This window comes from Rhodovulum sp. 12E13, assembly GCF_003340565.1.
GTDB lineage: Bacteria > Pseudomonadota > Alphaproteobacteria > Rhodobacterales > Rhodobacteraceae > HLUCCA09.
Genome location: NZ_QPLK01000005.1, coordinates 1 through 23,013, shown reverse-complemented (window position 1 = coordinate 23,013; position 23,013 = coordinate 1). Strand labels below are relative to the sequence as shown.

Below are 23,013 nucleotides of genomic sequence, written 5' to 3'. Positions count from 1 at the left end.
CGGTGGCGGCGCCCGGTCGAGGCCGGACGCGCGGCGCGGGGCCGGCCGGCGCGCGCCCGCCGGCCGGATCGGCTCAGCCGATGATGCCGTTGTCCTCGCGCTTGACCGCGATCACCGCCGAGCGGGGCAGGGCGCCGCCGTCGGGCCAGTCGCCGCCGGGATGCTGGATGCCGACGAACATCGTGCGGCGGTCGGACGACCAGCACAGCCCCGTCACCTCGCAGCCCTTCGGGCCGGTCAGGAAGCGCGCGATCTCGCCCGTCACAGGGTCGCCAACAAGCATCTGGTTGTTGCCCATTCCGGCGAAGTCGCCCTCGTTGTCGTCGTCGCCGTCGGTCTGGATCCAGACGAGGCCGTTCTCGTCGAAGGCCATCCCGTCGGGCGAGTTGAACATGTTGCCCGGCGTGATGTTGGGCGAGCCGGCATAGGCGTCGTCGTGCACGGTCGGGTTGCCGGCCATCACGTAGAGATCCCAGTCGAACGTCGTCGCCGCGTGGTCGTCGTCATGCGGGCGCCAGCGCACGATCTGGCCGTAATGGTTGACCTCGCGCGGGTTGGGCCCGTTGACGGGCGTCTCGTCGCCGCCCGCATTCGGCTTCACCCCGCGGTTGCGGTTGTTGGTGAGGCAGCAATAGACCTCGATCGCGTGCGGGTTGGCCGAGATCCACTCGGGCCGGTCCATCGTGGTGGCGCCCACCGCCGAGCCCGCCTTGCGCGCAAAGATCAGGATCTCGGCAAGCTCCATGCCGGTCGTCTCGGGCGTCAGCGGCAGCCATTCGCCGGTCTGGTCGTCGTTGAACTTCGCGACGAAGAGCGTGCCGTCGTCCAGCAGGCCCTCGGTTGGGCCGCCGGGGGCCCAGGTGCCGTTCGAGACGAACTTGTAGAGGAACTCGCCCCGCTCGTCGTCGCCCATGTAGACGACCACCCGGCCGTCGGGCGCCAGAACCACCTCGGCGTTCTCGTGCTTGAAGCGGCCGAGCCCGGTATGCTTGACGGGCGTCGAAGCCAGGTCGGTCGGGTCGATCTCGACCACCCAGCCGGCGCGGTGCGGCTCGTTGGGGTTGACGGACGTGTCGAAGCGCGCGTCCCACTTGTGGTAGTCGTAGCCCCAGCCGTCGGTGCCGATGCCGTAGCGGGCATAGCCCTCGGCAGCCTGGATCGGCTTCTGGTCCTGCGCGGTCTCGGTCGAGCCGAAGTAGCCGTTGAAGTTTTCCTCGCAGGTCAGGTAGGTGCCCCACGGCGTCTTGCCCGAGCCGCAATTGTTCATCGTGCCAAGCGATTGCGTGCCGGTCGGGTCGGCCTCGGTCTTGAGCAGGTCATGTCCGGCCGCGGGCCCGACGATCTGCATGGGCGTGTTGTGGGTGATGCGGCGGTTGAACGGGCTGTCGGTGACGACGCGCCAGCCCTCCGGCCCCTCGGCGACCTCGATGACCGAGATGCCCTGCAGGTTCTGCAGCTTGAGCACGTCGTCGGCGCCGCCCGGCGTGCCGCCGTCGGTGTGCGGCAGGTTCACGTCGCGGTTGGTGTATTCGTGGTTGATTGCCAGGAGCTGGCGGCCCTGGTAGAGAAAGCTCTCCATCCCGTCGGTGTTCTCGCCGAAAACCTTGTCGGAGGCCTCGGTCGTGCCGCCCGTCTCGTGGTCGAACGCGCCCTCGACACCGTCGAATATCGGGTCGCCCCAACGCACCATGACCTTCCACTCGTAGCCCTCCGGCACATGCACGGTGCCGTCGGTCTGTGCCGGGATCGGGGTGAACGGGAAGCGCGAGGCAGCGGCCTGTGCCTGCGCCGATGTGCCGCTCAGCAGGCCCGTGCCCATCGCCGCGGCGCCCGAGCCGAAGGCGAGAACGCCGCCGAGGAAGCCGCGGCGCGAGATGGCGGCCTCGACCACGCGGTCGAATTCGCAGGTCTCGGGGCGGGGAAAGTTGAGCTCGTCCCAATCGTCGGCGGACAGCTTCACGGGATCGATGTCTTTCATGCCTGGCTCCTGTTGGCTGAGAATCGAGCGAGACACTGGGCACGCGCCGTAACGGTATCGTGACAGATGACACCAAGCCCTGCGGCGACACGCAGCCGATCGGCGCGTCGTCTGGTCACGCGGGAGGGCCACCGAGCGAACGCGACGGTTTGCCAGCGCCCGCGCCGCCGCCTAATCTTTGGCGTTACCCGCCGCACGCTCTCGCGCGCCGGCCAGCCGAAGGGACGCGACATGACCGGCAGCGCCGCCCCTCCTCCGCCCGATGCCGGCGACGCGCGGCGCGAGGCCGGTGCGCCCAGCCTCGAGGCCGCCATCGGGCGCAAGGTGCGGGCGCTGAGGCAGGGCCTCGACGTGACGCTGGCCGACCTGGCCCGGTCCACCGGTCTGTCGGTCGGCATGGTCAGCAAGATCGAGAACGGGCAGACCTCGCCCTCGCTCTCGACGCTGAAGGCGCTGGCGCAGGCGCTGAACGTGCCGATCTCGCATTTCTTCGAGGATTTCGAGGAACGGCGCGACTGCTCGTTCGTGCCTGCCGGGCAGGGCGTGCGGATCGACCGGCGCGGCACGAAGGCGGGACACGTCTACGAGCTGCTCGGCCATTCGCTGCGCTCCGAGACGCGGGTCGAGCCCTTCCTCATCACCATCGACGAGGGGGGCGAGCCGCACGCGACCTTCCAGCACCCGGGCCACGAATTCATCTACATGCTGTCGGGCCGGCTGACCTACCGCCACGGCGATATGCGCTACGAGATGGGGCCGGGCGACGCGCTGTTCTTCGACGCGCTCGCCCCGCACGGCCCCGAAGCCCTGCCCGAATTGCCCGTGCGCTACCTGTCGATCATCGTGACCCCGCCGCAGGAGTGATGCCGGTTTTCACCACAGGAAACATTATTGCCCCGTGTTGACTCCCCTGTCAGCGCCGCGCATGGTCTCGCGCGTCAATCGAAGGATCGCGACATGTGCGGAATCGTCGGCCTCTTCCTGAAGGATGCCGCTCTCCATCCCCGGCTCGGTGCGCTCATGGCGCCGATGCTGGCCGAGATGACCGACCGCGGCCCAGACAGCGCGGGCTTCGCCATCTACCGCGACGGCCCGGCGCGGCCGACGCTCTCGTGCCTCGCGCCCGAGGGCTTCGACTGGCCGGGTGCGGCGCGGGCCCTGGCCGACGCCACCGGCGCCGAGGTGGGCGTCGAGCGTATTTCCGACCATGCGTTGCTGCGCGTTTCGGGCGACCTGCGCGCCGCGCGGCGCTGGCTGATCGACCATGTGCCGCAGGTCGACGTGCTGGCGAGCGGCGAAGCCATCGAGACGTTCAAGGGCGTGGGCGACCCGCTGGCGGTGGCGCGCACCTTCGGCCTCGAAGGTCGGACGGGCACCCACGGCCTCGCCCATACCCGCATGGCGACCGAGAGCGCGGTGACGATTTCGGGCTCGCACCCCTTCTCGACCGGGCCCGACACCTGCCTCGTGCACAACGGCTCGCTGTCCAACCACTTCCTGCTGCGCGGGATGCTCGAGGCGCAGGGCGAGCGCCTCCAGACCGAGAACGACAGCGAGGTGGCCGCCGCGTTCCTCGCGTGGCGGATGCGCTCGGGCGACACGCTGCGGCAGGCGCTCGAAGCGGCGCTGAAGCGGCTCGACGGGTTCTACACGCTGACCATCGGCACCCGCGACGGCTTCGCCGTGCTGCGCGATCCCATCGCCTGCAAGCCCGCGGTGCTGGCCGAAACCGACCGGTGGGTCGCCATGGCGAGCGAGTTCCGCGCCATCGCGCCATTGCCCGGCGTCGAGCATGCCCGGATATGGGAGCCGGAGCCGGGCACGATCTATACCTGGGGGGGCGGCGACATGGCGAAGGCGGCATGAGCGACGGCATCACCGCGACGGCCGAGGCGCAGGCGAATACCGCGCTCGACCTTACCACCCTTTCGGTGCGCGAGGCCAACCGTGCGCTCCAGTCGGCCAAGGGTGGCGCCTTTCGCCTGCTCAACCCCGGTGGCAAGCACGCGCTGGCCTGCGGGCTGTCGCAGCCCGTCTCGGTCAGCATCGAAGGGCACGCCGGCTACTACTGCGCCGGCATGAACCAGCGCGCCGAGGTGACGGTGCACGGCAACGCCGGCACGGGGCTGGCCGAGAACATCATGTCGGGCACCGTCCGCGTGACCGGCGACGCCAGCCAGTCGGCCGGCGCCACCGGCCATGGCGGGCTCGTCGTGATCGCGGGCAACGCCTCGGCCCGCTGCGGCATCTCGATGAAGGGGGTCGACATCGTGGTGGGCGGCGATGTCGGCCACATGTCGGCCTTCATGGCGCAGGCCGGCAATCTCGTGGTGCTGGGCGATGCGGGGCCGGATCTCGGCGATTCGATCTACGAGGCGCGGCTGTTCGTGCGTGGCGCCGTCGCCCGCCTCGGCACCGACTGCGTGGAAAAGGAGATGCGGGCCGAGCACCTCGACCTGCTGCGCGACCTGCTCGCGCGGGCAGGGATGCAGGCCGACCCGGCCGAGTTCCGTCGCTACGGATCGGCGCGCAGGCTCTACCACTTCAAGGTCGACAATGCCGGCGCCTACTGAGCGCCAACGGAGCGGAACATGAACGACCAGTCCAACGCGCCCCGCGGCGAGCCCGGCAACGGCGCGCCCCGCACCACGCCGGTCAAGTCGGCCATCTTCGACGACTACACCCTGTCGGAGATCCGCCGCGCGGCGGCGACGGGCCTCTACGACATCCGCGGCGGCGGGGCCAAGCGCGCGCTGCCGCATTTCGACGACCTGCTGTTTCTGGGGGCCTCGGTCTCGCGCTACCCCCTCGAGGGCTACCGCGAGGCCTGCGGCACCGACGTCACGATCGGCGCGCGGCACGCCGAGACGCCCCTCCACCTCAAGACGCCCATCACCATCGCCGGCATGTCCTTCGGCTCGCTCTCGGCGCAGGCGAAGGAGGCGCTGGGGCGCGGCGCCAACGCGGCCGGCACCTCCACCACCACGGGCGACGGCGGCATGACGCCCGAGGAGCGCGAGCACTCCAACCTGCTCGTCTACCAGCTTCTGCCCTCGCGCTACGGGATGAACCCGGACGACCTGCGCAAGGCCGACGCGATCGAGGTGGTCGTGGGGCAGGGGGCCAAGCCGGGCGGCGGCGGCATGCTGCTGGGCCAGAAGATCGGCGCGCGGGTGGCCGAGATGCGCACCCTGCCCGAGGGGATCGACCAGCGCTCCGCCTGCCGCCACCCCGACTGGACGGGGCCCGACGATCTGGAGATCAAGATCGGCGAGCTGCGCGAGATCACCGGATGGCGCGTGCCCATCTACATCAAGGTCGGTGCCTCGCGGCCCTATTACGACGTTGCGCTCGCCGTGAAGGCGGGGGCCGACGCGGTGGTGCTCGACGGGATGCAGGGTGGCACCGCGGCGACGCAGACGGTATTCATCGAGCATGTCGGCATCCCCATTCTCGCCGCGATCCGGCCCGCGGTGCAGGCGCTCAAGGATCTGGGCATGCACCGGCAGGTGCAGCTGATCGTGTCGGGCGGCATCCGCAACGGGGCCGACGTGGCCAAGGCGCTGGCGCTCGGGGCCGACGCGGTTTCGATCGGCACTGCGGCGCTGGTGGCGCTGGGCGACAACGATCCGCGCTGGGAAGACGAGTATCGGCGCCTTGGCACCACCGCCGGTGCCTACGACGACTGGCACGAGGGCGCCGACCCCGCCGGCATCACCACGCAGGATCCGGCGCTGGCCGCGCGGCTCGACCCGGTGGCGGCAGGGCGCAGGCTGGCCAACTACCTTGCCGTGATGACGCTGGAGCTGCAGACCATCGCGCGGGCCTGCGGCAAGAGCCACGTGCACAACCTCGAACCCGAGGACCTCGTGGCGCTGACGGTGGAATCGGCCGCGATGGCGGGCGTTCCGCTCGCGGGGACAGACTGGATACCGGGGCGCACCGGCTGACCGGTGGCGGCGCGTCCCATGACAACGACAGAAGAACCGGAACGACAGGGGACGACATGACGGATCTGGCCAGCATCGCCCGCGAGAAGGGCATCGAGTTCTTCCTGATCTCCTTCACCGACCTGCTCGGCGTGCAACGGGCCAAGCTGGTGCCAGCCCGCGCCATCGCCGACATGGCGGTGAACGGCGCGGGCTTCGCCGGCTTCGCCGCGTGGCTCGACATGTCGCCGGCCGATGCCGACATCCTCGCCATTCCCGACCCCGAGTCGCTCATCCAGCTGCCGTGGAAGCCGAGCGTCGGCTGGCTGGCCGCCGACGTGCATTTCGAGGGCAGGCCCTTTCCCAAGGCACCCCGCGTCGCGCTCAAGTCGGTGCTGGCGCGAGCGGCGGGAAAGGACATGCACCTCAAGCACGGGGTCGAGTGCGAGTTCTTCCTGATCCAGCCCGACGGCTCGGCCATCTCCGACCCCGCCGACACGCAGGCCAAGCCCTGCTACGATCAGGACGCCCTGATGCGCCGCTTCGACGTGATCGCCGAGATCTGCTCCTACATGGTCGATCTCGGCTGGGGCCCCTACCAGAACGACCACGAGGACGCGAACGGCCAGTTCGAGATGAACTGGGATTATGCCGACGCGCTGGTGACCGCCGACCGCCATGCCTTCTTCAAGTTCATGGTCAAGTCGGTGGCGGAACGGCACGGCCTGCGCGCCACCTTCATGCCCAAGCCCTTCGCCCACCTCACCGGCAACGGCTGCCACACGCATCTGTCGATGTGGACAGCCGCCGGCGACAACCTGTTCGAGGGCGACGGAGAGCTCGGCCTTTCGCCCACCGCCTACGCCTTTCTCGGGGGCCTGATCGGCCACGCCAAGGGGCTGACGGCCGTCGTCAACCCCACGGTCAATTCCTACAAGCGGCTGAACGCGCCGGTGACGGTTTCGGGGGCCACGTGGTCGCCCAACACAATCACCTACGGCGGCAACAACCGCACCCACATGGTGCGGATTCCCGATGCCGGACGGCTGGAGCTGCGCCTGCCCGACGGCGCGGCTAACCCCTACCTCATGCCGGCCGCGATCCTCGCCGCGGGGCTCGACGGCATCGAGACGCAAGCCGACCCGGGCCAGCGCCTGGACATCGACATGTATGTCGAGGGCCACAGTGTCGAGGCGGAGCAGCTGCCGCTCAACCTGCTCGACGCGGTGCGCGCGCTCGAGGCCGACGAGGTCCTTGCCGGCGGTCTTGGTGCGGCGGCGGCGGCCTTCGCGAAGTTCAAGCGCGCGGAATGGGCCGATTACAAGAGCCAGCTGACCGAGTGGGAGCGGCGCACGACGCTCGATTGCTGAGGCTCAGGCCGCCGAAAGCGTCATGCGGGGGCCGCCCGCCGCCTCGGCGTCGGCCGGATCGTGGGTGACGATCAGAGCGGGGATTGCCCGGCGGCGGATCAGGTCGAGGGTAAAGGCGCGCATCTCGGACCGCCGTTCGGTGTCAAGCCCCGAGAAGGGTTCGTCGAGCAAGATCGCCTCGGGCCCTGCCAGGAGCGCGCGCATCAGCGCCGCCCGCGCGCGCTGCCCGCCCGACAATGTGGCGGGGTCGCGCGCTGCCATCCCCTCGAGTCCCGCCTGCGCCAGCGCCCGCTCGACCGCCGCGCGCCGCGCCGCCCGTCCGCGCACCGAGCGGGCGAGGCCGAAGGCGAGGTTGTCGCCGACCGACAGATGGGGAAACAGCCCGGCATCCTGAAAGACGAGGCCGATGCGCCGCGCCTCGGGCGGCAGCCCGGTCACGTCGCGGCCGTTGAGCGTGACGCGACCTTCGCAGGAAAAGCCGTGCGCGAGATGCCCGCCCACCGCGTCGAGCAGGGTCGACTTGCCCACGCCCGACGGCCCCATCACGGCGGCCATCTGCCCCGGCGCGATCTCGAGGTCGAGCGGCGGGAAGAGCGGCGGCCCGCCCCGGAACCGCACGGCGAGACCGGCAAGCGACAGGCTCATGCCGCCGCCCCCCTGAGCGCCCGCCGGTCACGGTGCACCAGCGCGGGAATGGCGAAGGCGGCCACGTAGGCGGCGAAGGGCAGCGCCGCCTGAAGCGTCGCGTACACGGCCGTCACCCTGCGGTCGGAGCCCGACGAGAGCGCCACCGCCTCGGTCGTCAGCGTCTGCACCCGGCCCGCGCCCATGAAGAGGGTCGGCAGGTATTGCGCGACCGACACCGCCACGCCCACCGCAGCGGCCGTCATCAGCGGCGTCAGCAGGACCGGCAGCTTGACCGCGACGAGCCTGCGCCACGGCCCCGCCCCCAGCGCCGCGGCCGAGCGCACCAGCCGGGGGTCGAGCGCGCGCCATGCCGGCGACAGCGCGATCATGACATAGGGAAAGACGAAGAGCGCCTGCGCCCATGCCACGGCGAGGAAGTGGTCGGTCACGCCCGCCTGCAGGAACAGCACGTTCAGCCCGTAGAGAAAGCCGATCTGCGGCACGAGGAGCGGAAGGTAGATCAGAGCCTCGGCCCATCCCGCCCGACCGCGTCGTGCCCTGTCCTCTCCCTCGAGCCAGGCGATGGCGAGCAGCAGCGCCGCGCCCGTCGTCAGCGCCGCGAGGGCGAGCGTGGTGGTCAGCGCCGCGCCCCAGCCGCGGGCGTTGCCGCTCCACGCCCGCAGCGACCACGTCTCGGGCAGGGCGGCGGGCCACGGCCAGCGCCAGGCGACCGACCAGAGGGCGAGCGAGACGAGCGCCAGCGCGCCGAGGGCCAACAGGGCCGAGGCGCCGAACGCCGCGAGGCGCAGCCCAGGCTCTGCCGTCACGCCCCGCCCGCCCCGCCGCAGCCACCACAGGCCCGCCGACCGCGCCGCCCGCTCGACCGACCAGAGCCCGGCAAAGGCGGCGACGACCAGCGCCAGTTGCAGCAGCGCCCCCGCCGAGGCGGGCAGCAGCCGCGCGATGTCGGGGTCGGAGAACAGGCGCGTCAACAGCACCGCCAGCGTCGGCGGGTTCGACGGGCCGAGGATCAGCGCCATGTCGACGACCGACAGCGAGTAGGCCAGCACCACCATCACCGGCAGGCGGATCAGCGGCCAGAGCTGCGGCGCGATCACCTTGACCCAGACGATCCCCGGCCCGTAGCCGAGGGCGCGGGCCGCCGCCATGTCCTGCCGGAGCCGCACCTGGCTCAGCGCCGCGAGGATCATCAGCAGCAGGAACGGCACCTCCTTGACCGCCAGCCCGACGATCAGGGCGACGCCCCAGGGGTCGCCCACCGTGACGACGCCGGGCGGTTGCACCCAGCCGAAAATCGGCGCCAGGAGCCGCGCGATCCACCCCGAGGGCGCCAGCAAGAAGGCCAGCCCGATGGCGACGGCCGCGTGCGGCGCGGCGAGGAATGGTGCGAGCAGCCGCGTGCCGAAGGGCGAGGCGAGCCGGGCATGGGCGACCGCTGCGAGGCCGAGCGCGAGCGCCAGCGACAGCGCCGTGGCGCCGAGGCCGGTGACCAGCGTCACCGTCACGCTCGTGCCGAGGCCGGGCACGTCGAGCAGGGCGCGCAGGGGCGCAAGGCCGGCCTCGGTCGCGCCGATCGCCGGCATGATGCCGAAGGCGGCGCGCGCGGTCTGCCACAGCCCCGCCGCGATGGGCGCGACGAGGCCCGCCGCGAGGACGGCCAGCACCGCCCCGCGCAGGAGCCTGCCGTCGCGCGCCCGGCTCACCGCGTGTAGCGCCGCGCCCAGTCGTCGGTCAGGCGGGTCATCCAGCTCGGGTGCGGCTCGAGCAGGGTCGGCCCCAGCGCGTCGAGATCGGGCAGGGCGGGGGCGTCGGGCAATGCGGCGAAGGCGGCCTGCGCCTCGGCGTCGAGCCGTGCCGGATCGAGCACGGAGTAGGAGCCGAGCACCTCGATGTTCTGCATGTGCGCCTGCGTTTCGGGGGCAAGCAGGAAGTTGGCCACCACCATCGCCCCCTCGGGGTTGGCGGCGTTGTAGGGGATCGCCACGAAGCTGACATTGCCGATCGTGCCGCCTTCGGGCACGAAGACCCGTGCGCTTTCGGGCAGCAACCCTTCGTCGATGGCGGCGGCGGTCGAGGCCGGGTCGAAGGACATCGACATGTCGATCACCCCGTCGTTCAGCATCTGCTGCTGCACCGACTGGTTCTCGGGAAACGCCTCGCCCTGCCGCCAGAGATTGGGGCGCAGCGCGTCGTACCATGCCCAGAGCGGTTCGATTGTGGCGGCATAGCTCTCGTCTGTCACCGGCTCCTGCAGCACGCCGCGGTCGGGGGCGAGCTCGATCAGCGCCTGCTTGAGAAAGGTCGCGCCCATGAAGTTGGCCGGGTCGGGGTGGGTGAAGCGGCCGGGGTTCTCGGCCGCCCAGTCGACGAAGGCGGCCATCGTCTCGGGCGGCTCGGCCACGCGCGCGCTGTCGTAGTTGAAGACGAACTTGGCCAGCCGCCACGGGCTTTCCATCCCGTCGACGGGCACGGTGAAGTCGACCGACGCCGGGGCGCCGGGCGACAGGTCGACATAGCGCGCGTTCGGCAGGTCTGCGACGAAGGGGCCGAAGAGCAGGTCCTGCTCCTTCATGGCGAGGAAGTTGGGGCCGTTGATCCAGATGAGGTCGACCGAGCCGCCCGTGTCGCGCCCCGCCGCCCTTTCCGACAGGACGCGGGTGACCGCCTCGGCGGTGTCGGTCAGCTTCACCTGCTCGACGGAGACGCCGTAGCGCGCCTCCGTCTGCGCGCCGACCCACTCGATGAAGGCGTTGGTGCGGGCGTCGCCGCCCCAGGCATGCCAGTAGACGGTCTGGCCCTCGGCGGCCGCCAGCGTGTCCTGCCAGTCGGCCGCGGCGGGCAGGGCGAGGGCCGTGACGGCCGCGGCGATAAGGGGGATGCGCATGGGCGTGCTCCTAACGGTTACGGGGCGCCCCGTCGAACGCCACCCAGCCCTGCCGCCAGCGCAGCACGGTGGTCAGCGCGCAGGCGGCGGCAAAGATGGTGGCGAAGACGGGAAAGAGGGGCGGAAACAGACAGATCGCGACGAAGAGCACGATGGTCTCGAAGCCCTCGGTGAGGCCGCCGAGATAGTAGATGCCCTTGGTCGGGTAGGCCGGCGCCGCCTCTCCGCGCTTGGCCGACACGGCCGCGAAGGCCAGGAACGACGAGCCCGTGCCGACGAACGCCGCGATCAGCACCGCCGCCGGCAGGGCGTTGGCCTCCGGGTCGGCGAGGGCGAAGCCCAGCGGCACCAGCGCGTAGAACACGAAGTCGAGCGCGATGTCGAGGAAGGCGCCGCGGTCGGTCGGCCCGGTCAGCCGCGCCACCGCGCCGTCGAGCCCGTCGCAGAGCCGGTTGACGAGGATGAGCGCGAGCGCGGGCCACCAGAGCTGGAGCGCGAGCAGCGGCACCGCGCCGAGGCCGATGGCGAAGCCCGCGAGCGTGATCGTGTCGGCGCGCACGCCGCGCGCGGCCAGCCATTCTGCCGGTCGCTGCATCGCTGCCCGCTGCAGCGGAAGGAGCGCGGCGTCGATCATGGTCTCCGCCTCTGGCGCGCGGCCCGTCTGCGGCTCGTGGCGTGCATGTCTCTCCCTCGGCGGCCCTTGCGCGAGAGTTACCGGATCGCGCGGCGGGGGAAAGGCACGATCGGTTGAGGTGCGACGCGCATGGCGCGCTTCAGCGGTCGCGTGCGGCGCCTGTCTCGGCGCGGTCGAGCGCGGCGCAGGCGCGGGAGAGCGTGTCGTCGGGCGTGCCCGCGGCATCGACCGGCAGCCAGCCGACTGGCGGCACCGCGTGGTCGAGTTGCCGGCGAAGGACGGTCTCGTCGGCGTCGGAGGCATCGCCGCGCCGCGCGGCGACACGGGAGAGCAGAATGTCGGCCGGCGCCTCGAGCCACAGCCCCGCGAAGGGCACACCGGCCTTTCGGGCCATCGCCTCTACCGCCGCCCGTTCGCCCGCGTCGAGAAACGTGGCGTCGAGCACCACTGCGCGGCCCGCGTCGAGAAGCGTCGCCGCCCGCATGGCGAGACGGTCGTACACGCGGTGGCGCGCGGCCGCGCTGTAGTGCCCGGCGTCGAGCGTCTCGGCGGCGGCGACCCGCGCCATCGCCTTGCGTTCGGTATCGCTGCGCAGATGCACCGCGCCGGGCGCCGCGCCAAGGGTCGGCACGAGGGCGCGGGCGAGGCCGGTCTTGCCGGTGCCGGAAAGGCCGCCCACGGCTACCAGCACGGGCGGCTCGGGGGCGAGGAAGCGCACCGCCGCGTCAAGATAGGCACGCGCCTTGCCGGTCTCCGCGTCGCCCTGTGCCCGCGCCGCCTGCACGCCGGTCATGGCCCGGATCGCCGCGCGCACGGCCATGAACAGGAGCAGGGCGGCGGTGCCCGCATCCTCGTCGCCGCCCGCGGCGAGCAGGTAGCTTCCGAGCGTGGCATTGGCCTGCGCGTGCAGGTCGCGATGCCACAGGTCCATCAGCAGGAAGGCGAGGTCGTAGAGGGTATCGCAGGTGCCGAGCGTCTCGTCGAACTCGAGCGCGTCGAACAGAACCGGATCGCCGTCGATCAGCACGATGTTGCGCAGGTGAAGGTCGCCGTGGGCGCGACGGACATGGCCGGCCGCCGCCCGCGCGTCGAGCAGGTCGGTCTGCGCCCCGAGTTCGGCGCGCGCGGCCGCGTCGAACCGCGCGATCCGGCCCTCTCCGAGCGCGTCGCCCATGCCGGCGAATTCGCGGCCGAGCTCGTCGAGGATGTCGCCGATCAGCCGGGCGCCCGGCGCGTGGCGCACCTCGCACCGCCCGTGCCAGTCGCGGATCTCGCGCCCCAGCCGCTCGGCAAGCGGCGTGTCGAGCGCGCCGCGTGCGGCCACCTCGACCAGCTCGGCCGATTTCGGGAACCGCCGCATGCGCAGAACCCATTCCACCGGCTCGCCCGTGCCGCCGAGGGCGAGGGCGCCGTCGGCCTCGCGGCCGATCGGCACCACGTCGCGGTAGATCATGGGCGCGCCGGGGGCGTTGAGCCTCAGCTCGCGTCGCAGCATCTCTTCCCGCAGGGCGAGGGTCGAGAGATCCATGTAGTCGTAACGGACGGCGCGCTTGATCTTCAGCGCCTCGCTGCCCGACAGGAAGACGAGCGCGCCGTGGGTCTCGACCGCCTCCACCTCGCCGGGCGCCTCGAAGGCCGCGCCGGCGCGGAGGAAGGCGATGGCCTCCGTCTGGTCCTGCTCGGTGGTCATGCTCTCCCCGCTGGTTCGCCCCGAGGGGTAGTGGAGCGCCCGGGCGGCTCCATGACATGGGTCAAGCAAGGGGCGTCAGGCCGAGGTGGCGTCGCCCTCGAGCGCACGCAGGAAGGCGCCGGGGGTATAGACCGGCAGCCGGCCGGCATGGGCGAGCAGGTCGTCGTCGGAGCTGACGAGCGGCGTGCCTGTCGCCAGAGCCAGCGCGGCGAACTTCCGGTCGGCCGGATCGGCCACGAAGACGACCGGCGCCAGGTCGCGCGGGGCCTCGACCTGGCCTTGCGGCGTGAAGAGCGGCGCGATGGCAGGCCAGCTCAGGCGGGGGATACGGGTGAGCACCTCGCGGGTCTCGGCGCGGGTGGCCTCGCTCCAGACCTGCACGAGGGTTCCGGCGGCGGCGAGCTCGAGCAGGGCTGCCGAAGCGCTGCCGGCCCGAAATCCTGCGGCCACGAAGACGTTGGTGTCGATGATCGCGCGGGCCATCCGTCGACGGAGCCTAACCGGGCGTGGCCGACCGGTCGCCCGGCCCTGTCAGCGCCGCGCCGAGCTCGGCCTCGAGCCGCCGCGCCGCCTCGGCGCGGGGTGCCGAGAAGCGCGCGAGCAGCAGGTAGGCGACCGGGGTGAGGTAGAGGGTGGAGAGCGTGGCGAGGCCGAGGCCGCCCACGATCACCCAGCCCAGCGCCTCGCGCGCCTCGGCGCCGGCGCCCGACGAGAGGATCAGCGGCACGCCGCCCAGCACCGTCGAGGTCATCGTCATCATCACGGGCCGCAGGCGGATGGTCGAGGCGTCGAGGATCGCGTCGCGCACGCCCGCTCCGGCGTCGCGCAGCTGGTTGGCGAACTCGACGATCAGGATGCCGTTCTTGGCCATGATCCCTATGAGCATGACGAGGCCGATCTGGCTGTAGACGTTGAGGCTGAGCCCGGTGAAGAGCAGCGCGAACACCGCGCAGGCGAGGCCCAGCGGCACGGTGGCCATGACGACGACCGCCGAGACGAAGCTCTCGAACTGGGCCGCCAGCACGAGGAACACCACCACGATCGCGAAGCCGAAGGTGACGAGCAGGCCCGAGGCGGTCTGGTCGAGCGTCGCCGCCTCGGCCAGCGGCACGATGCGGTTTTCTTCTGCCAGAACATCGTCCGCCAGATCATCGACCTGCGCCAGCGCGTCGCCCAGTGCGAGCTGGGGGGTGAGGCCGGCCGAGATCTCGACCGAGCGGTTCTGGCCCTCGCGCTCGAGCTCGGGGGCGACCGCGCGTTCCTCGAGGGTGACGAAGCTCGACATCGGCACGGTCTGTCCCTGCGATGTCTGCACGAAGACGTTCTGCAGGTCGCCGGGGTCGTTCACCGGCGTCGCGGTTGAGAGCATCTGGATGTCGAAGCTCTGGTCGTCGATGAAGACCGAGCCTACGGTGCGCCCGTCGAGCACCGCGCGCAGCGCCTCGCCCAACCCCGTGATGTCGATGCCGAGATCCGAGGCGCGCTCGCGGTCGATCTCGACGAAGAGCTGAGGCTGCGTCGTCTCGTATTCCAGCCGGACGGAGCCGAAGGCGGGGTTCTCCTGCATCCGGGCGACGAGGCGCTCCGACACCTCGGCGAGCTGGTCGTAATTGTCGCCGGTGATGGCGAAGGTCAGGCCCCGACCCGCCCCGCGGATGCCGAGCGAATTGGGCTGGATGGCGAAGGCGCGCACGCCCATCACGCCGCGCAGCTTGCCGTTGATCTCGCCCACGATCTCGTCCTGGCTGCGGGCGCGCTCGCTCCACGGCGCGAGGCTGAACACCATGAAGCCACGGTTGTCTGACCCGAAACCGGTGATCGAAAAGACGTTGGTCACCTCGCCGGTCTCGCGGAGCGGCTCGATCAGCGCCTCGATCTCGGCCATCTTGGCGGTGGTGTAGTCGAGCGAGACGCCCTGCGGCGCCGAGACCGACAGCAGCGCCACCGCCCGATCCTCGCGCGGGGTCAGCTCCTGCCGGATGTCGCCCGAGACGAAGACGGCCGTGGCGGCGAAGAGGCCGGCCGCCAGCACGATCACGAACGGCATCGCGAGCGCCCAGTCGAGCGTGCGGCGGTAGAGGGCGGCGAGGCGGTTGCCGACCCACACCAAGAGGCCGCGCGGCTCGGCCTCGGGCTCGGCGGTCAGCAGGCGGCTCGCCAGCACCGGGCAGAGCGTGAGCGCGACGACAGACGACAGCAGCACCGCCATGGCGAGGGTGAAGCCGAACTCGCGGAACAGGCCGCCAGCCTGCCCCGGCAGGAACGACAGAGGCACGAAGACGGCGGCAAGCGTGGCGGTGGTGGTGACGACGGCGAAGAACACCTGCCGCGTGCCGAGCACGGCCGCCGCGCGCGCCCCCATCCCCTCTGACCGCCTCCGCACGATGTTTTCCAGCACCACGATGGCGTCATCGACGACCATGCCGGTGGCGAGCACCAGCGCCAGCAGCGTCAGGATGTTGACCGAGAAGCCCACGAGGTAGATCGCGGCGATCGTGCCGATCAGCGCGACGGGCATGGTCAGGCCGGGGATCAGTGTCGCGCGGGCGTCGCGGAGGAACAGGAAGATCACCGCCACGACGATGGCCACCGCCGCTGCCAGCGTCTTGAGCACCTCCTCGATCGAGCCGCGGATGAACACCGCGTCGTCGGAGGTGACGAAGATCGACACGTCGTCGGGCAGCGTCGCGTCGAGCTCTGCCACCACCTCGCGCACCGCGGCCGAGATCTCGAGCGTGTTCGACGTGGCCTGCCGGATGATGCCGAGGCCGAGGCCGGCCTCGCCGTTGGCGCGCAGGATGGTCTGGTCGGGCGCCGGTCCGAGCGTGACCGTGGCCACGTCGCGCACCCGCACGTTGGGCGCGATCTGCAGATCCATGAAGCCCGCGGTCGTGGCGACCGTGGCGGTGGTGCGGACGGCGATGGTCTGGCTGTCGCCCGACAGGTCGCCGGCGGGCGCGTCGAACGCGACGTCCGACAGGGCGCGGCGCATGTCGACCAGGGTCAGGCCGCGGGCGGCGAGGGCGGCCTGGTCGATGTCGACGCGGAAGATCGGCTCGCGGTCGCCGTAGATCTGGAGGTCGGCCACGCCGGGCACCGACAGCAGCCGGTCTTCCACCCGCTCGCGCACGATCTGCGTCAGCTCCTGCGGCGCGCGGCCGGGCGAGGTCACTGCGATGCGCACCACGGGCTGGGCGTTGGCGTCGGCCTTGACGATCTCGGGCGTGTCCGCGCCCTCGGGCAGCTGGTTTGCGATGCGGGCGACCGCGTCGCGCGTGTCGGTCGCCGCCACGTCGAGATCGACGCTGTCCTCGAACTCGAGCGTGACGCGCGAGCGGCCGAAGCGCGAGTTCGACGAGATCGAGCGAACGCCGGCGACACGCCCCACCGCGCCCTCGATGCGGCCCGTCACCTCCTGGTCGACGCTCTCGGGCGAGGCGCCGGAAAACTCGGTGGTGATCGTCACGACGGGGCGGTCCACATTGGGCAGTTCGCGCACCTCGACACCGAACAGCGCCGCGAGGCCCGCGATCACGATGAGCGACGACAGGACGAAGGCCAGGATCGGGCGGCGGACGAACAGCGCGGTACCGGAGCCCGCGATGGCCTCGGGGTTATCGCTCATGGTGGCGCCCTCACAGCGGGTCGGCCCGCGGGGAAGTGCCGGCCACGGGCGCCTCGGCCCGCGCCTCGGCGCGATTGGCGACCATGACCTCGGCGCCGGGGCGCAGCGACTGCACGCCCTCGACCACGACCGTGTCGCCCGGTGCCAGATCGCCCTCGACCAGCACGCGCCCGGCATCGCGCTGCCGGATCGTCACGGCAACCCTCTGCGCGGCGCCCTCGCGCACCGCCCAGACGTAAGAGCCCTCGGCGGCCCACTGCACGGCGAGCGGATCGACCGCGGCCATCGTCTCGCCGGGGAAGCGCAGCGCCACGGCGAAGGCCATGCCGGCGCGCAGGCGGTCGTCGTCGTTGGCGAGGCGCCCCTGCACGCGCAGGGTGCGGCTGGCCCGGTCGATCACGTTGTCGACGGCGTGCACCTCGCCCGGGAGTGGCGCGCCGGAGATGCCGAGTGGCCGCGCCTCGAGCGGCATGCCGGGTTCGACGAGGCTCACGGCGCGCTCCGGCACGCGGAAATCTATCAGAATTTCGGACCGGTCGGTGAGCGTGGCGACCTCGTCTGAGGCGGAGAGGCGGTCGCCGATGGCCACGTCGATCAGGCCGACCCAGCCGGCAAAGGGGGCGCGGATCGTCCGCCGCTCGAGTTCGTACTCTGCCTCCTGAAGCTCCAGCTCGGCGGTGCGCAGCGCCAGCCGCGCCTCGCGCAGCCGCACCTCGGTGACCGAGCCGGTATCCTGCAGACGGCCGACGCGCTCGGCATCGTCCCGCGCGTCGGCGAGCATCAGGCGGGCGCGTTCGAGCGCGATGCGCTCGGCCTCGTCTTCGAGCCGCAGGATCACGGTGCCCGCCTCGACGTAACCGCCGGTGTCGAGCGCAACCTCGACTACCTCGCCGCCCACCTCGGTGCGCAGCGTGGCGCTGCGGAGCGCGCGGCCGTCGCCGATGGCTTCTACCCGGTCGTTCATCGCACCCTCGGTGACCTCGGCCACCACGACCTGAGCCGGGCCGCGCGAGCCGAAGCCGCGGCCGCCTGGGGCTGCCTCTGCATCGGCGATCTCGAGGCCGAGCACGTCGGCGAGGCCGACCCTGTCGAGAAAGGCGGCGGCCGAGGGCACGTAGCCGACCCAGAGCCACAGCGTCGCCGCGAGCACGAGCACCGACAGCACGATCTGCTTAAGGATGCGCATGGCCTTCCCGCCCAACCCCTTTTGCCTTCTGAAAGCCCCGCAACGCGCGACGCGCTGACAGGTAGCGCGCCGTCCTGCAGGGTCCATCCGCATGGACCGCTTAGGCCCGGTGGCGCCTGCAATCGAGCCGCCGCGCGCGGGCGGGCGCCAGACACCGGTTGCCGGGAGATCGGCCCAGCGAAGGACAGGCCGCCGAGGACGCGCGAGACGGCCTCAGAGCACCCCGATCTCGGCCAGCGCGGCCTCGAGCCGGGGCGGCAGCGCAGGCTCCGCGGCGCGGCCCGCAGGCAGGTCGGCCGGCGCATCGCCCGGGGCGAGGTAGCGCCAGCCCTGGAAGGGTTTTTTCGGCACGGCCCGGGTGCGGTGCAGCTCGGGGTCGAGAACCAGAGCGCACCGCAGCACACCGTCGGCGCCCACCGCCTCGTCGAGCGCCACAATCCGCTGGCGAACGAGGATCGCCCCCTTGATCACCCAGTACAGCGACCCGCCCGCCAGCAGTTCCGCCCCGCGCTTCGGCCACATCCGGGTGACGTGGCGCGGCCGCCCGCCCGGCCCCTGCGCCGCCCGGCTCGCCTGCCACGCCGCAAGATCCTCGACCGTGTCGGCGCCGACGCAGAGCTTCACCAGATTGACGTGGCCCGCCGCTACCTTGCCTCGTGCCATGCTGCTCGCCACGACACCCCCCGCATGTTGTTGTATGCGTCCGACATTAGCCAACCCGTTGCGATTCTCAAGGGAAGGCGCTAGCTTGCACAGCCTTCCCCCGCGCGAGGAGCCCCGCCCATGAGCCGCGCCCAGAGCCGCTTCGCCGCCCCGATCTCGGAAACGATCTGGGACATGAAGTATCGCCTCAAGGCGGCCGATGGCACGCCCGTGGACGCCGACCTCGGCGAGACGTGGGATCGCGTCGCCAACGCCCTCGCGCTCGCCGAGGACGACCCCGCGCGCTGGGTCGGCCCGTTCCGCGACGCGCTCGAGGGCTTTCGCTTCCTGCCCGCGGGCCGCATCCTTGCCGGTGCCGGCACGGGGCGTTCGGTGACGCTCTTCAACTGCTTCGTGATGGGCACCATCGAGGATTCGATGGCCGGCATCTTCGACGCGCTGAAGGAGGCCGCGCTGACGATGCAGCAGGGCGGCGGCATCGGCTATGATTTCTCGACGATCCGGCCGGAGGGCGCGCATGTGGCGGGGGTAGGCGCCGACGCATCCGGCCCGCTGTCGTTCATGGACGTGTGGGACGCGATGTGCCGCACCATCATGTCAGCCGGCTCGCGCCGGGGCGCGATGATGGCCACCCTGCGCTGCGACCACCCCGACATCGAGGCGTTCGTCGCCGCCAAGGCCGACCCCGCCCGCCTGCGCAACTTCAACGTCTCTGTGCTGGCCACCGACGCCTTCATGGAGGCGGTGAAGGCCGACGGGCCGTGGGACCTCGTGTTCGACGGAACCGTCTATCGCACGATCCGCGCCCGCGACCTGTGGGACCGCATCATGCGCTCGACCTACGACTACGCCGAGCCCGGCGTGATCTTCATCGACCGGATCAACGCGCTCAACAACCTCCGGTATGCCGAGGAGATCGCGGCCACCAATCCCTGCGGCGAGCAGCCCCTGCCCCCTTACGGCGCGTGCCTGCTCGGCTCGATCAACCTCGCCGCGCTGGTGCGCGAGCCGTTCTCGGAGCGCGCCGGGATCGACGCGACCGAACTGGCGGAGCTGGTGGCCACGGCCGTGCGGATGATGGACGACGTGGTGGACGTCTCGCGCTTCCCCCTGCCCCGGCAGGAGGCCGAGGCCCGGGCCAAGCGCCGGATCGGCCTCGGCGTCACGGGGCTGGCCGACGCGCTCATGATGACCGGCCTGCGCTATGGCTCTGAGGCCGCCGCGGCGCAGGCCGAAGACTGGCTGAAACGCATCGCCGAGGCCGCCTACCGCGCCTCGGCCGACCTCGCTGAGGAGAAGGGGCCGTTCCCCCTGTTCGAGGCCGAGGGTTTTCTCGCCAACCCCGCGCTCTCGTGGCTGCCAGACGATCTGCGCGCGCAGATCCGGGCCGGCGGCCTGCGCAACGCCCTGCTCACCTCGATCGCGCCCACCGGCACGATCTCTCTCTTCGCCGGCAACGTCTCGTCGGGCATCGAGCCCGTCTTCGCCTACAGCTACACCCGCAAGGTCTTGCAGAACGACGGCACGGCGAAGGAGGAAGAGGTCGTCGACTACGCCGTCGCCCAATGGCGCCAGACGATGGGCGAGGACGCGGCGTTCCCCGATCACTTCGTCGACGCCCGGCGCCTGACGCCGGCCGAGCATGTTCGCATGCAGGCCGCCGCCCAGAAATGGATCGACTCGTCGATCTCCAAGACGATCAACGTCCCCGCCGACATCGCCTTCGACGCCTTCAAGGACGTCTACCTGCAGGCCTACGAGGAAGGCTGCAAGGGCTGCACGACCTATCGTCCCAACGCCGTGACGGGCAGCGTTCTGAGCGTGGCGGAGGTGGCGGACCGATCGGACGCTCCGCCGGAGGTCATGTCATTCGCGGAAGCCTTCAGGCGTCACCGCGAGGCAAGCGGGCTAGAGCTTGCCGAGATCGCGAAAACCGCTGATGTTTCGCTCGACATTCTCAAGATGCTCAGCACGCGCGACGCAGCTTCAACAAATGCCGAGAGCGAAAACAAGATCGCTTCGGTGTTCGGTATGTCGTTGGAGCAGTTCCTTGCCACGGCCCCACTTGGCGAAACCGTCGATGCGAGCCCAGCGCCCTCTCATCATCCTGGCAAAAATACTCAATCCGCCGTCGCCACCCCTGCCCCCGCAGACGTGGTCTATCTCTCCGACCCGCTCGACCGCCCAGAGAGCCTCGAGGGCCACACCTACAAGCTGCAATGGCCCGACAGCCCGCACGCGATCTACATCACGCTCAACGACATCCGCCTGAACGGCCGCCGCATCCCCTTTGAGATCTTCATCAACTCCAAGAACATGGAGCACTACGCCTGGACGGTGGCGCTCACCCGGATGATCTCGGCCGTCTTCCGCCGCGGCGGCGACGTGAGCTTCGTGGTCGAGGAACTGAAGGCCGTGTTCGACCCCCGCGGCGGTGCCTGGATGGGCGGCAAGTACGTCCCCTCCATCCTCGCCGCGATCGGTGGCGTGATCGAGCGCCACCTCGTCTCGATCGGCTTCATGCAGGAAGGGGGCCTCGGCCTGCAGCCCGACCCCGAGGCCGAACGCGCCGTCATCGGCGCCGCCACCCCCGGCCCCGCCTGCCCCGCCTGCGGCCAGCACGAGATGGCCATGATCGAAGGCTGCATGACCTGCCGCAATTGCGGATATTCCTCCTGTTCTGGGTGAATTTTGTTAGTTGTTTTGTCACGCGAGCCCCAATTCGCCCATTATCCCGCAAAAATGCCCATTCTCACCATGACAAAATTTCAAAGAGCCCGCTAAGTTATTGATTTTGCGCGCCCCGCCTTGAGGGCGGGGCCCGGTTGCTCCGGGATGCCGGGCAGGCGGCGCGCGAGACAACCATCGTCGCGAGTGTGTCATCGCCGCGCGGGCGGGGAACGGCATGAGGTTGCACCAAGCAGCGTAGGACTGGCCGGGTCATCCCCGCGCGGGCGGGGAACGGACGCCCTGATCCGGTCGAAAACTGCCATCCTGCGGGTCATCCCCGCGCGGGCGGGGAACGGGAGACCGCGGAGAGCTTCCCCCGGGCCTACGCCGGGTCATCCCCGCGCGGGCGGGGAACGGTCGTCCCGGCTGCGGTCGTCATCCATCAAGAGCGGGTCATCCCCGCGCGGGCGGGGAACGGTTCGTTGAACTCGCGGCGATACTGCTTCAGCGCGGGTCATCCCCGCGCGGGCGGGGAACGGTCGACGTTCTGCGAAGCCACGCTATCGAGCGCCGGGTCATCCCCGCGCGGGCGGGGAACGGGATCCTCGACCGCATGAACATCCCGGCGCTGGCGGGTCATCCCCGCGCGGGCGGGGAACGGCGCAAGCTGTCCGTGACCTCGACACCCTGCCGCGGGTCATCCCCGCGCGGGCGGGGAACGGGCCGCTGACGAAATCGACACCGTGGTGCCGCTCGGGTCATCCCCGCGCGGGCGGGGAACGGCATCGCTTCCGCTACGGCGCGTCGCGGACCGTCGGGTCATCCCCGCGCGGGCGGGGAACGGCCCGCAAGCGCGAACGCCGACCGGACCACCACCGGGTCATCCCCGCGCGGGCGGGGAACGGAGATCGAGCGGTTGGGTGTCGGTGGTCATAGGCGGGTCATCCCCGCGCGGGCGGGGAACGGCGCGGTGCTCCGATCTGGAACCGGCACCCCTCCGGGTCATCCCCGCGCGGGCGGGGAACGGCGACTACGATCCACAGGGCATCGTCGCTGACGCGGGTCATCCCCGCGCGGGCGGGGAACGGGCACGAGCCGACCCTTGGTCACGATGTCGGCATCGGGTCATCCCCGCGCGGGCGGGGAACGGCACCGGACCACCGACGCTCACCGCGCCCGTGCCGGGTCATCCCCGCGCGGGCGGGGAACGGGCTCGCGCTCGTCCAGCGTGCCCTGGCGGATGCGGGTCATCCCCGCGCGGGCGGGGAACGGTGGGAGCAGGATCCGCCTGCCGATCCATACACCGGGTCATCCCCGCGCGGGCGGGGAACGGGTAAGCAGCGTTTTTCGTATAGCTCCAAACGGCGGGTCATCCCCGCGCGGGCGGGGAACGGGTCTTGCTGTTGGGCAATCTGCGCCTGCGCGACGGGTCATCCCCGCGCGGGCGGGGAACGGGCACCTGCGGGTTCCAGCCGGCGAGCTTGAAGCGGGTCATCCCCGCGCGGGCGGGGAACGGGCCTCAACGTAGGCGCGGGCGAGGTCGGCGAGCGGGTCATCCCCGCGCGGGCGGGGAACGGAGCGAGCTACTCGCCCATCGGTGGGCGCTCGACGGGTCATCCCCGCGCGGGCGGGGAACGGACGCCCTGATCCGGTCGAAAACTGCCATCCTGCGGGTCATCCCCGCGCGGGCGGGGAACGGGAGACCGCGGAGAGCTTCCCCCGGGCCTACGCCGGGT

At 71.3% G+C, this 23,013-nt stretch carries 16 protein-coding genes and 1 CRISPR repeat array; of the genes, 6 read left to right on the top strand and 10 right to left on the bottom strand.

What is annotated here, in order from left to right:
* Positions 1-73 precede the first annotated feature (73 nt).
* Positions 74-1,978: a PhoX family protein gene (locus DLJ49_RS05840; protein ID WP_115392599.1), complete on the bottom strand. Its 1,905-nt coding sequence runs from the start codon at positions 1,976-1,978 to the stop codon at positions 74-76.
* Positions 1,979-2,209: 231 nt separating this feature from the next.
* On the opposite strand from DLJ49_RS05840, the gene DLJ49_RS05835 reads away from it, so the two are divergent.
* From DLJ49_RS05835 to glnT, 5 genes are all read left to right on the top strand, one after another.
* Positions 2,210-2,842: a helix-turn-helix domain-containing protein gene (locus tag DLJ49_RS05835; protein ID WP_199533309.1), complete on the top strand. Its 633-nt coding sequence runs from the start codon at positions 2,210-2,212 to the stop codon at positions 2,840-2,842.
* 93 nt (positions 2,843-2,935) lie between these two features.
* Positions 2,936-3,844: a class II glutamine amidotransferase gene (locus tag DLJ49_RS05830; RefSeq protein WP_115392597.1), complete on the top strand. Its 909-nt coding sequence runs from the start codon at positions 2,936-2,938 to the stop codon at positions 3,842-3,844.
* Positions 3,841-4,551: a GltB/FmdC/FwdC-like GXGXG domain-containing protein gene (locus DLJ49_RS05825; RefSeq protein ID WP_115392596.1), complete on the top strand. Its 711-nt coding sequence runs from the start codon at positions 3,841-3,843 to the stop codon at positions 4,549-4,551. Before DLJ49_RS05830 ends, DLJ49_RS05825 begins: the two co-directional genes overlap by 4 nt.
* Before the next feature lie 18 nt (positions 4,552-4,569).
* Entirely contained in the window at positions 4,570-5,928 is a 1,359-nt protein-coding gene (locus tag DLJ49_RS05820; RefSeq protein WP_115392595.1) for an FMN-binding glutamate synthase family protein, read from the top strand.
* A 56-nt stretch (positions 5,929-5,984) separates the two neighbouring features.
* Positions 5,985-7,277, top strand: coding sequence for a type III glutamate--ammonia ligase (glnT, locus tag DLJ49_RS05815; RefSeq protein WP_115392594.1), 1,293 nt, complete (start codon positions 5,985-5,987; stop codon positions 7,275-7,277).
* Positions 7,278-7,280: 3 nt separating this feature from the next.
* Here glnT and DLJ49_RS05810 read toward each other — a convergent pair whose 3' ends face one another.
* From DLJ49_RS05810 to DLJ49_RS05770, 9 genes are all read right to left on the bottom strand, one after another.
* On the bottom strand, positions 7,281-7,922 hold the full coding sequence (locus DLJ49_RS05810) for an ATP-binding cassette domain-containing protein (RefSeq protein WP_115392593.1): 642 nt from the start codon (positions 7,920-7,922) through the stop codon (positions 7,281-7,283).
* A complete protein-coding gene (locus DLJ49_RS05805; RefSeq protein ID WP_233488781.1) occupies positions 7,919-9,628 on the bottom strand; it encodes an ABC transporter permease in 1,710 nt (569 codons plus the stop codon). Before DLJ49_RS05805 ends, DLJ49_RS05810 begins: the two co-directional genes overlap by 4 nt.
* A complete protein-coding gene (locus tag DLJ49_RS05800) occupies positions 9,625-10,809 on the bottom strand; it encodes an ABC transporter substrate-binding protein (RefSeq protein ID WP_115392592.1) in 1,185 nt (394 codons plus the stop codon). The genes DLJ49_RS05805 and DLJ49_RS05800 overlap by 4 nt, the downstream gene beginning before the upstream one ends.
* A 10-nt stretch (positions 10,810-10,819) precedes the next feature.
* Positions 10,820-11,404 carry a CDP-alcohol phosphatidyltransferase family protein gene (locus tag DLJ49_RS05795; RefSeq protein WP_369932493.1) on the bottom strand — a complete coding sequence of 195 codons (585 nt, stop codon included), beginning with the start codon at positions 11,402-11,404 and terminating at the stop codon, positions 10,820-10,822.
* Between the two features lie 178 nt (positions 11,405-11,582).
* Positions 11,583-13,133 (bottom strand): bifunctional aminoglycoside phosphotransferase/ATP-binding protein, encoded by a 1,551-nt coding sequence (locus DLJ49_RS05790; protein WP_115392590.1) that lies wholly within the window; start codon positions 13,131-13,133, stop codon positions 11,583-11,585.
* A gap of 75 nt (positions 13,134-13,208) precedes the next feature.
* Positions 13,209-13,616: a PIN domain-containing protein gene (locus DLJ49_RS05785; protein ID WP_115392589.1), complete on the bottom strand. Its 408-nt coding sequence runs from the start codon at positions 13,614-13,616 to the stop codon at positions 13,209-13,211.
* Between the two features lie 13 nt (positions 13,617-13,629).
* On the bottom strand, positions 13,630-16,758 hold the full coding sequence (locus DLJ49_RS05780) for an efflux RND transporter permease subunit (protein ID WP_115392588.1): 3,129 nt from the start codon (positions 16,756-16,758) through the stop codon (positions 13,630-13,632).
* A 10-nt stretch (positions 16,759-16,768) separates the two neighbouring features.
* The gene (locus DLJ49_RS05775; protein ID WP_115392587.1) at positions 16,769-17,944 is read right to left on the bottom strand and encodes an efflux RND transporter periplasmic adaptor subunit; all 1,176 of its coding nucleotides are present in this window, start codon (positions 17,942-17,944) and stop codon (positions 16,769-16,771) included.
* A gap of 213 nt (positions 17,945-18,157) precedes the next feature.
* Complete coding sequence (locus tag DLJ49_RS05770) at positions 18,158-18,607, bottom strand: DUF1489 family protein (RefSeq protein ID WP_115392586.1); 450 nt, start codon at positions 18,605-18,607, stop codon at positions 18,158-18,160.
* A gap of 120 nt (positions 18,608-18,727) precedes the next feature.
* Between DLJ49_RS05770 and DLJ49_RS05765 the strand changes: the two genes are divergently transcribed.
* A complete protein-coding gene (locus DLJ49_RS05765; protein WP_233488779.1) occupies positions 18,728-21,295 on the top strand; it encodes an adenosylcobalamin-dependent ribonucleoside-diphosphate reductase in 2,568 nt (855 codons plus the stop codon).
* Between the two features lie 187 nt (positions 21,296-21,482).
* Positions 21,483-22,976: a CRISPR direct-repeat array (repeat unit 29 nt; unit sequence CGGGTCATCCCCGCGCGGGCGGGGAACGG).
* Positions 22,977-23,013: the final 37 nt, after the last annotated feature.

What these genes read in the sequence shown, in the direction of transcription:
- DLJ49_RS05820 (WP_115392595.1), top strand. Translation starts at nt 4,570, where the DNA reads ATGAACGACCAGTCCAACGCGCCCCGCGGCGAGCCCGGCAACGGCGCG.
- DLJ49_RS05840 (WP_115392599.1), bottom strand. Translation starts at nt 1,978, where the DNA reads ATGAAAGACATCGATCCCGTGAAGCTGTCCGCCGACGATTGGGACGAG.
- DLJ49_RS05830 (WP_115392597.1), top strand. Translation starts at nt 2,936, where the DNA reads ATGTGCGGAATCGTCGGCCTCTTCCTGAAGGATGCCGCTCTCCATCCC.
- DLJ49_RS05770 (WP_115392586.1), bottom strand. Translation starts at nt 18,607, where the DNA reads ATGGCACGAGGCAAGGTAGCGGCGGGCCACGTCAATCTGGTGAAGCTC.
- DLJ49_RS05810 (WP_115392593.1), bottom strand. Translation starts at nt 7,922, where the DNA reads ATGAGCCTGTCGCTTGCCGGTCTCGCCGTGCGGTTCCGGGGCGGGCCG.
- DLJ49_RS05775 (WP_115392587.1), bottom strand. Translation starts at nt 17,944, where the DNA reads ATGCGCATCCTTAAGCAGATCGTGCTGTCGGTGCTCGTGCTCGCGGCG.
- DLJ49_RS05825 (WP_115392596.1), top strand. Translation starts at nt 3,841, where the DNA reads ATGAGCGACGGCATCACCGCGACGGCCGAGGCGCAGGCGAATACCGCG.
- DLJ49_RS05785 (WP_115392589.1), bottom strand. Translation starts at nt 13,616, where the DNA reads ATGGCCCGCGCGATCATCGACACCAACGTCTTCGTGGCCGCAGGATTT.
- DLJ49_RS05765 (WP_233488779.1), top strand. Translation starts at nt 18,728, where the DNA reads ATGAGCCGCGCCCAGAGCCGCTTCGCCGCCCCGATCTCGGAAACGATC.
- DLJ49_RS05835 (WP_199533309.1), top strand. Translation starts at nt 2,210, where the DNA reads ATGACCGGCAGCGCCGCCCCTCCTCCGCCCGATGCCGGCGACGCGCGG.
- DLJ49_RS05795 (WP_369932493.1), bottom strand. Translation starts at nt 11,404, where the DNA reads ATGCAGCGACCGGCAGAATGGCTGGCCGCGCGCGGCGTGCGCGCCGAC.
- DLJ49_RS05790 (WP_115392590.1), bottom strand. Translation starts at nt 13,133, where the DNA reads ATGACCACCGAGCAGGACCAGACGGAGGCCATCGCCTTCCTCCGCGCC.
- DLJ49_RS05800 (WP_115392592.1), bottom strand. Translation starts at nt 10,809, where the DNA reads ATGCGCATCCCCCTTATCGCCGCGGCCGTCACGGCCCTCGCCCTGCCC.
- glnT (WP_115392594.1), top strand. Translation starts at nt 5,985, where the DNA reads ATGACGGATCTGGCCAGCATCGCCCGCGAGAAGGGCATCGAGTTCTTC.
- DLJ49_RS05780 (WP_115392588.1), bottom strand. Translation starts at nt 16,758, where the DNA reads ATGAGCGATAACCCCGAGGCCATCGCGGGCTCCGGTACCGCGCTGTTC.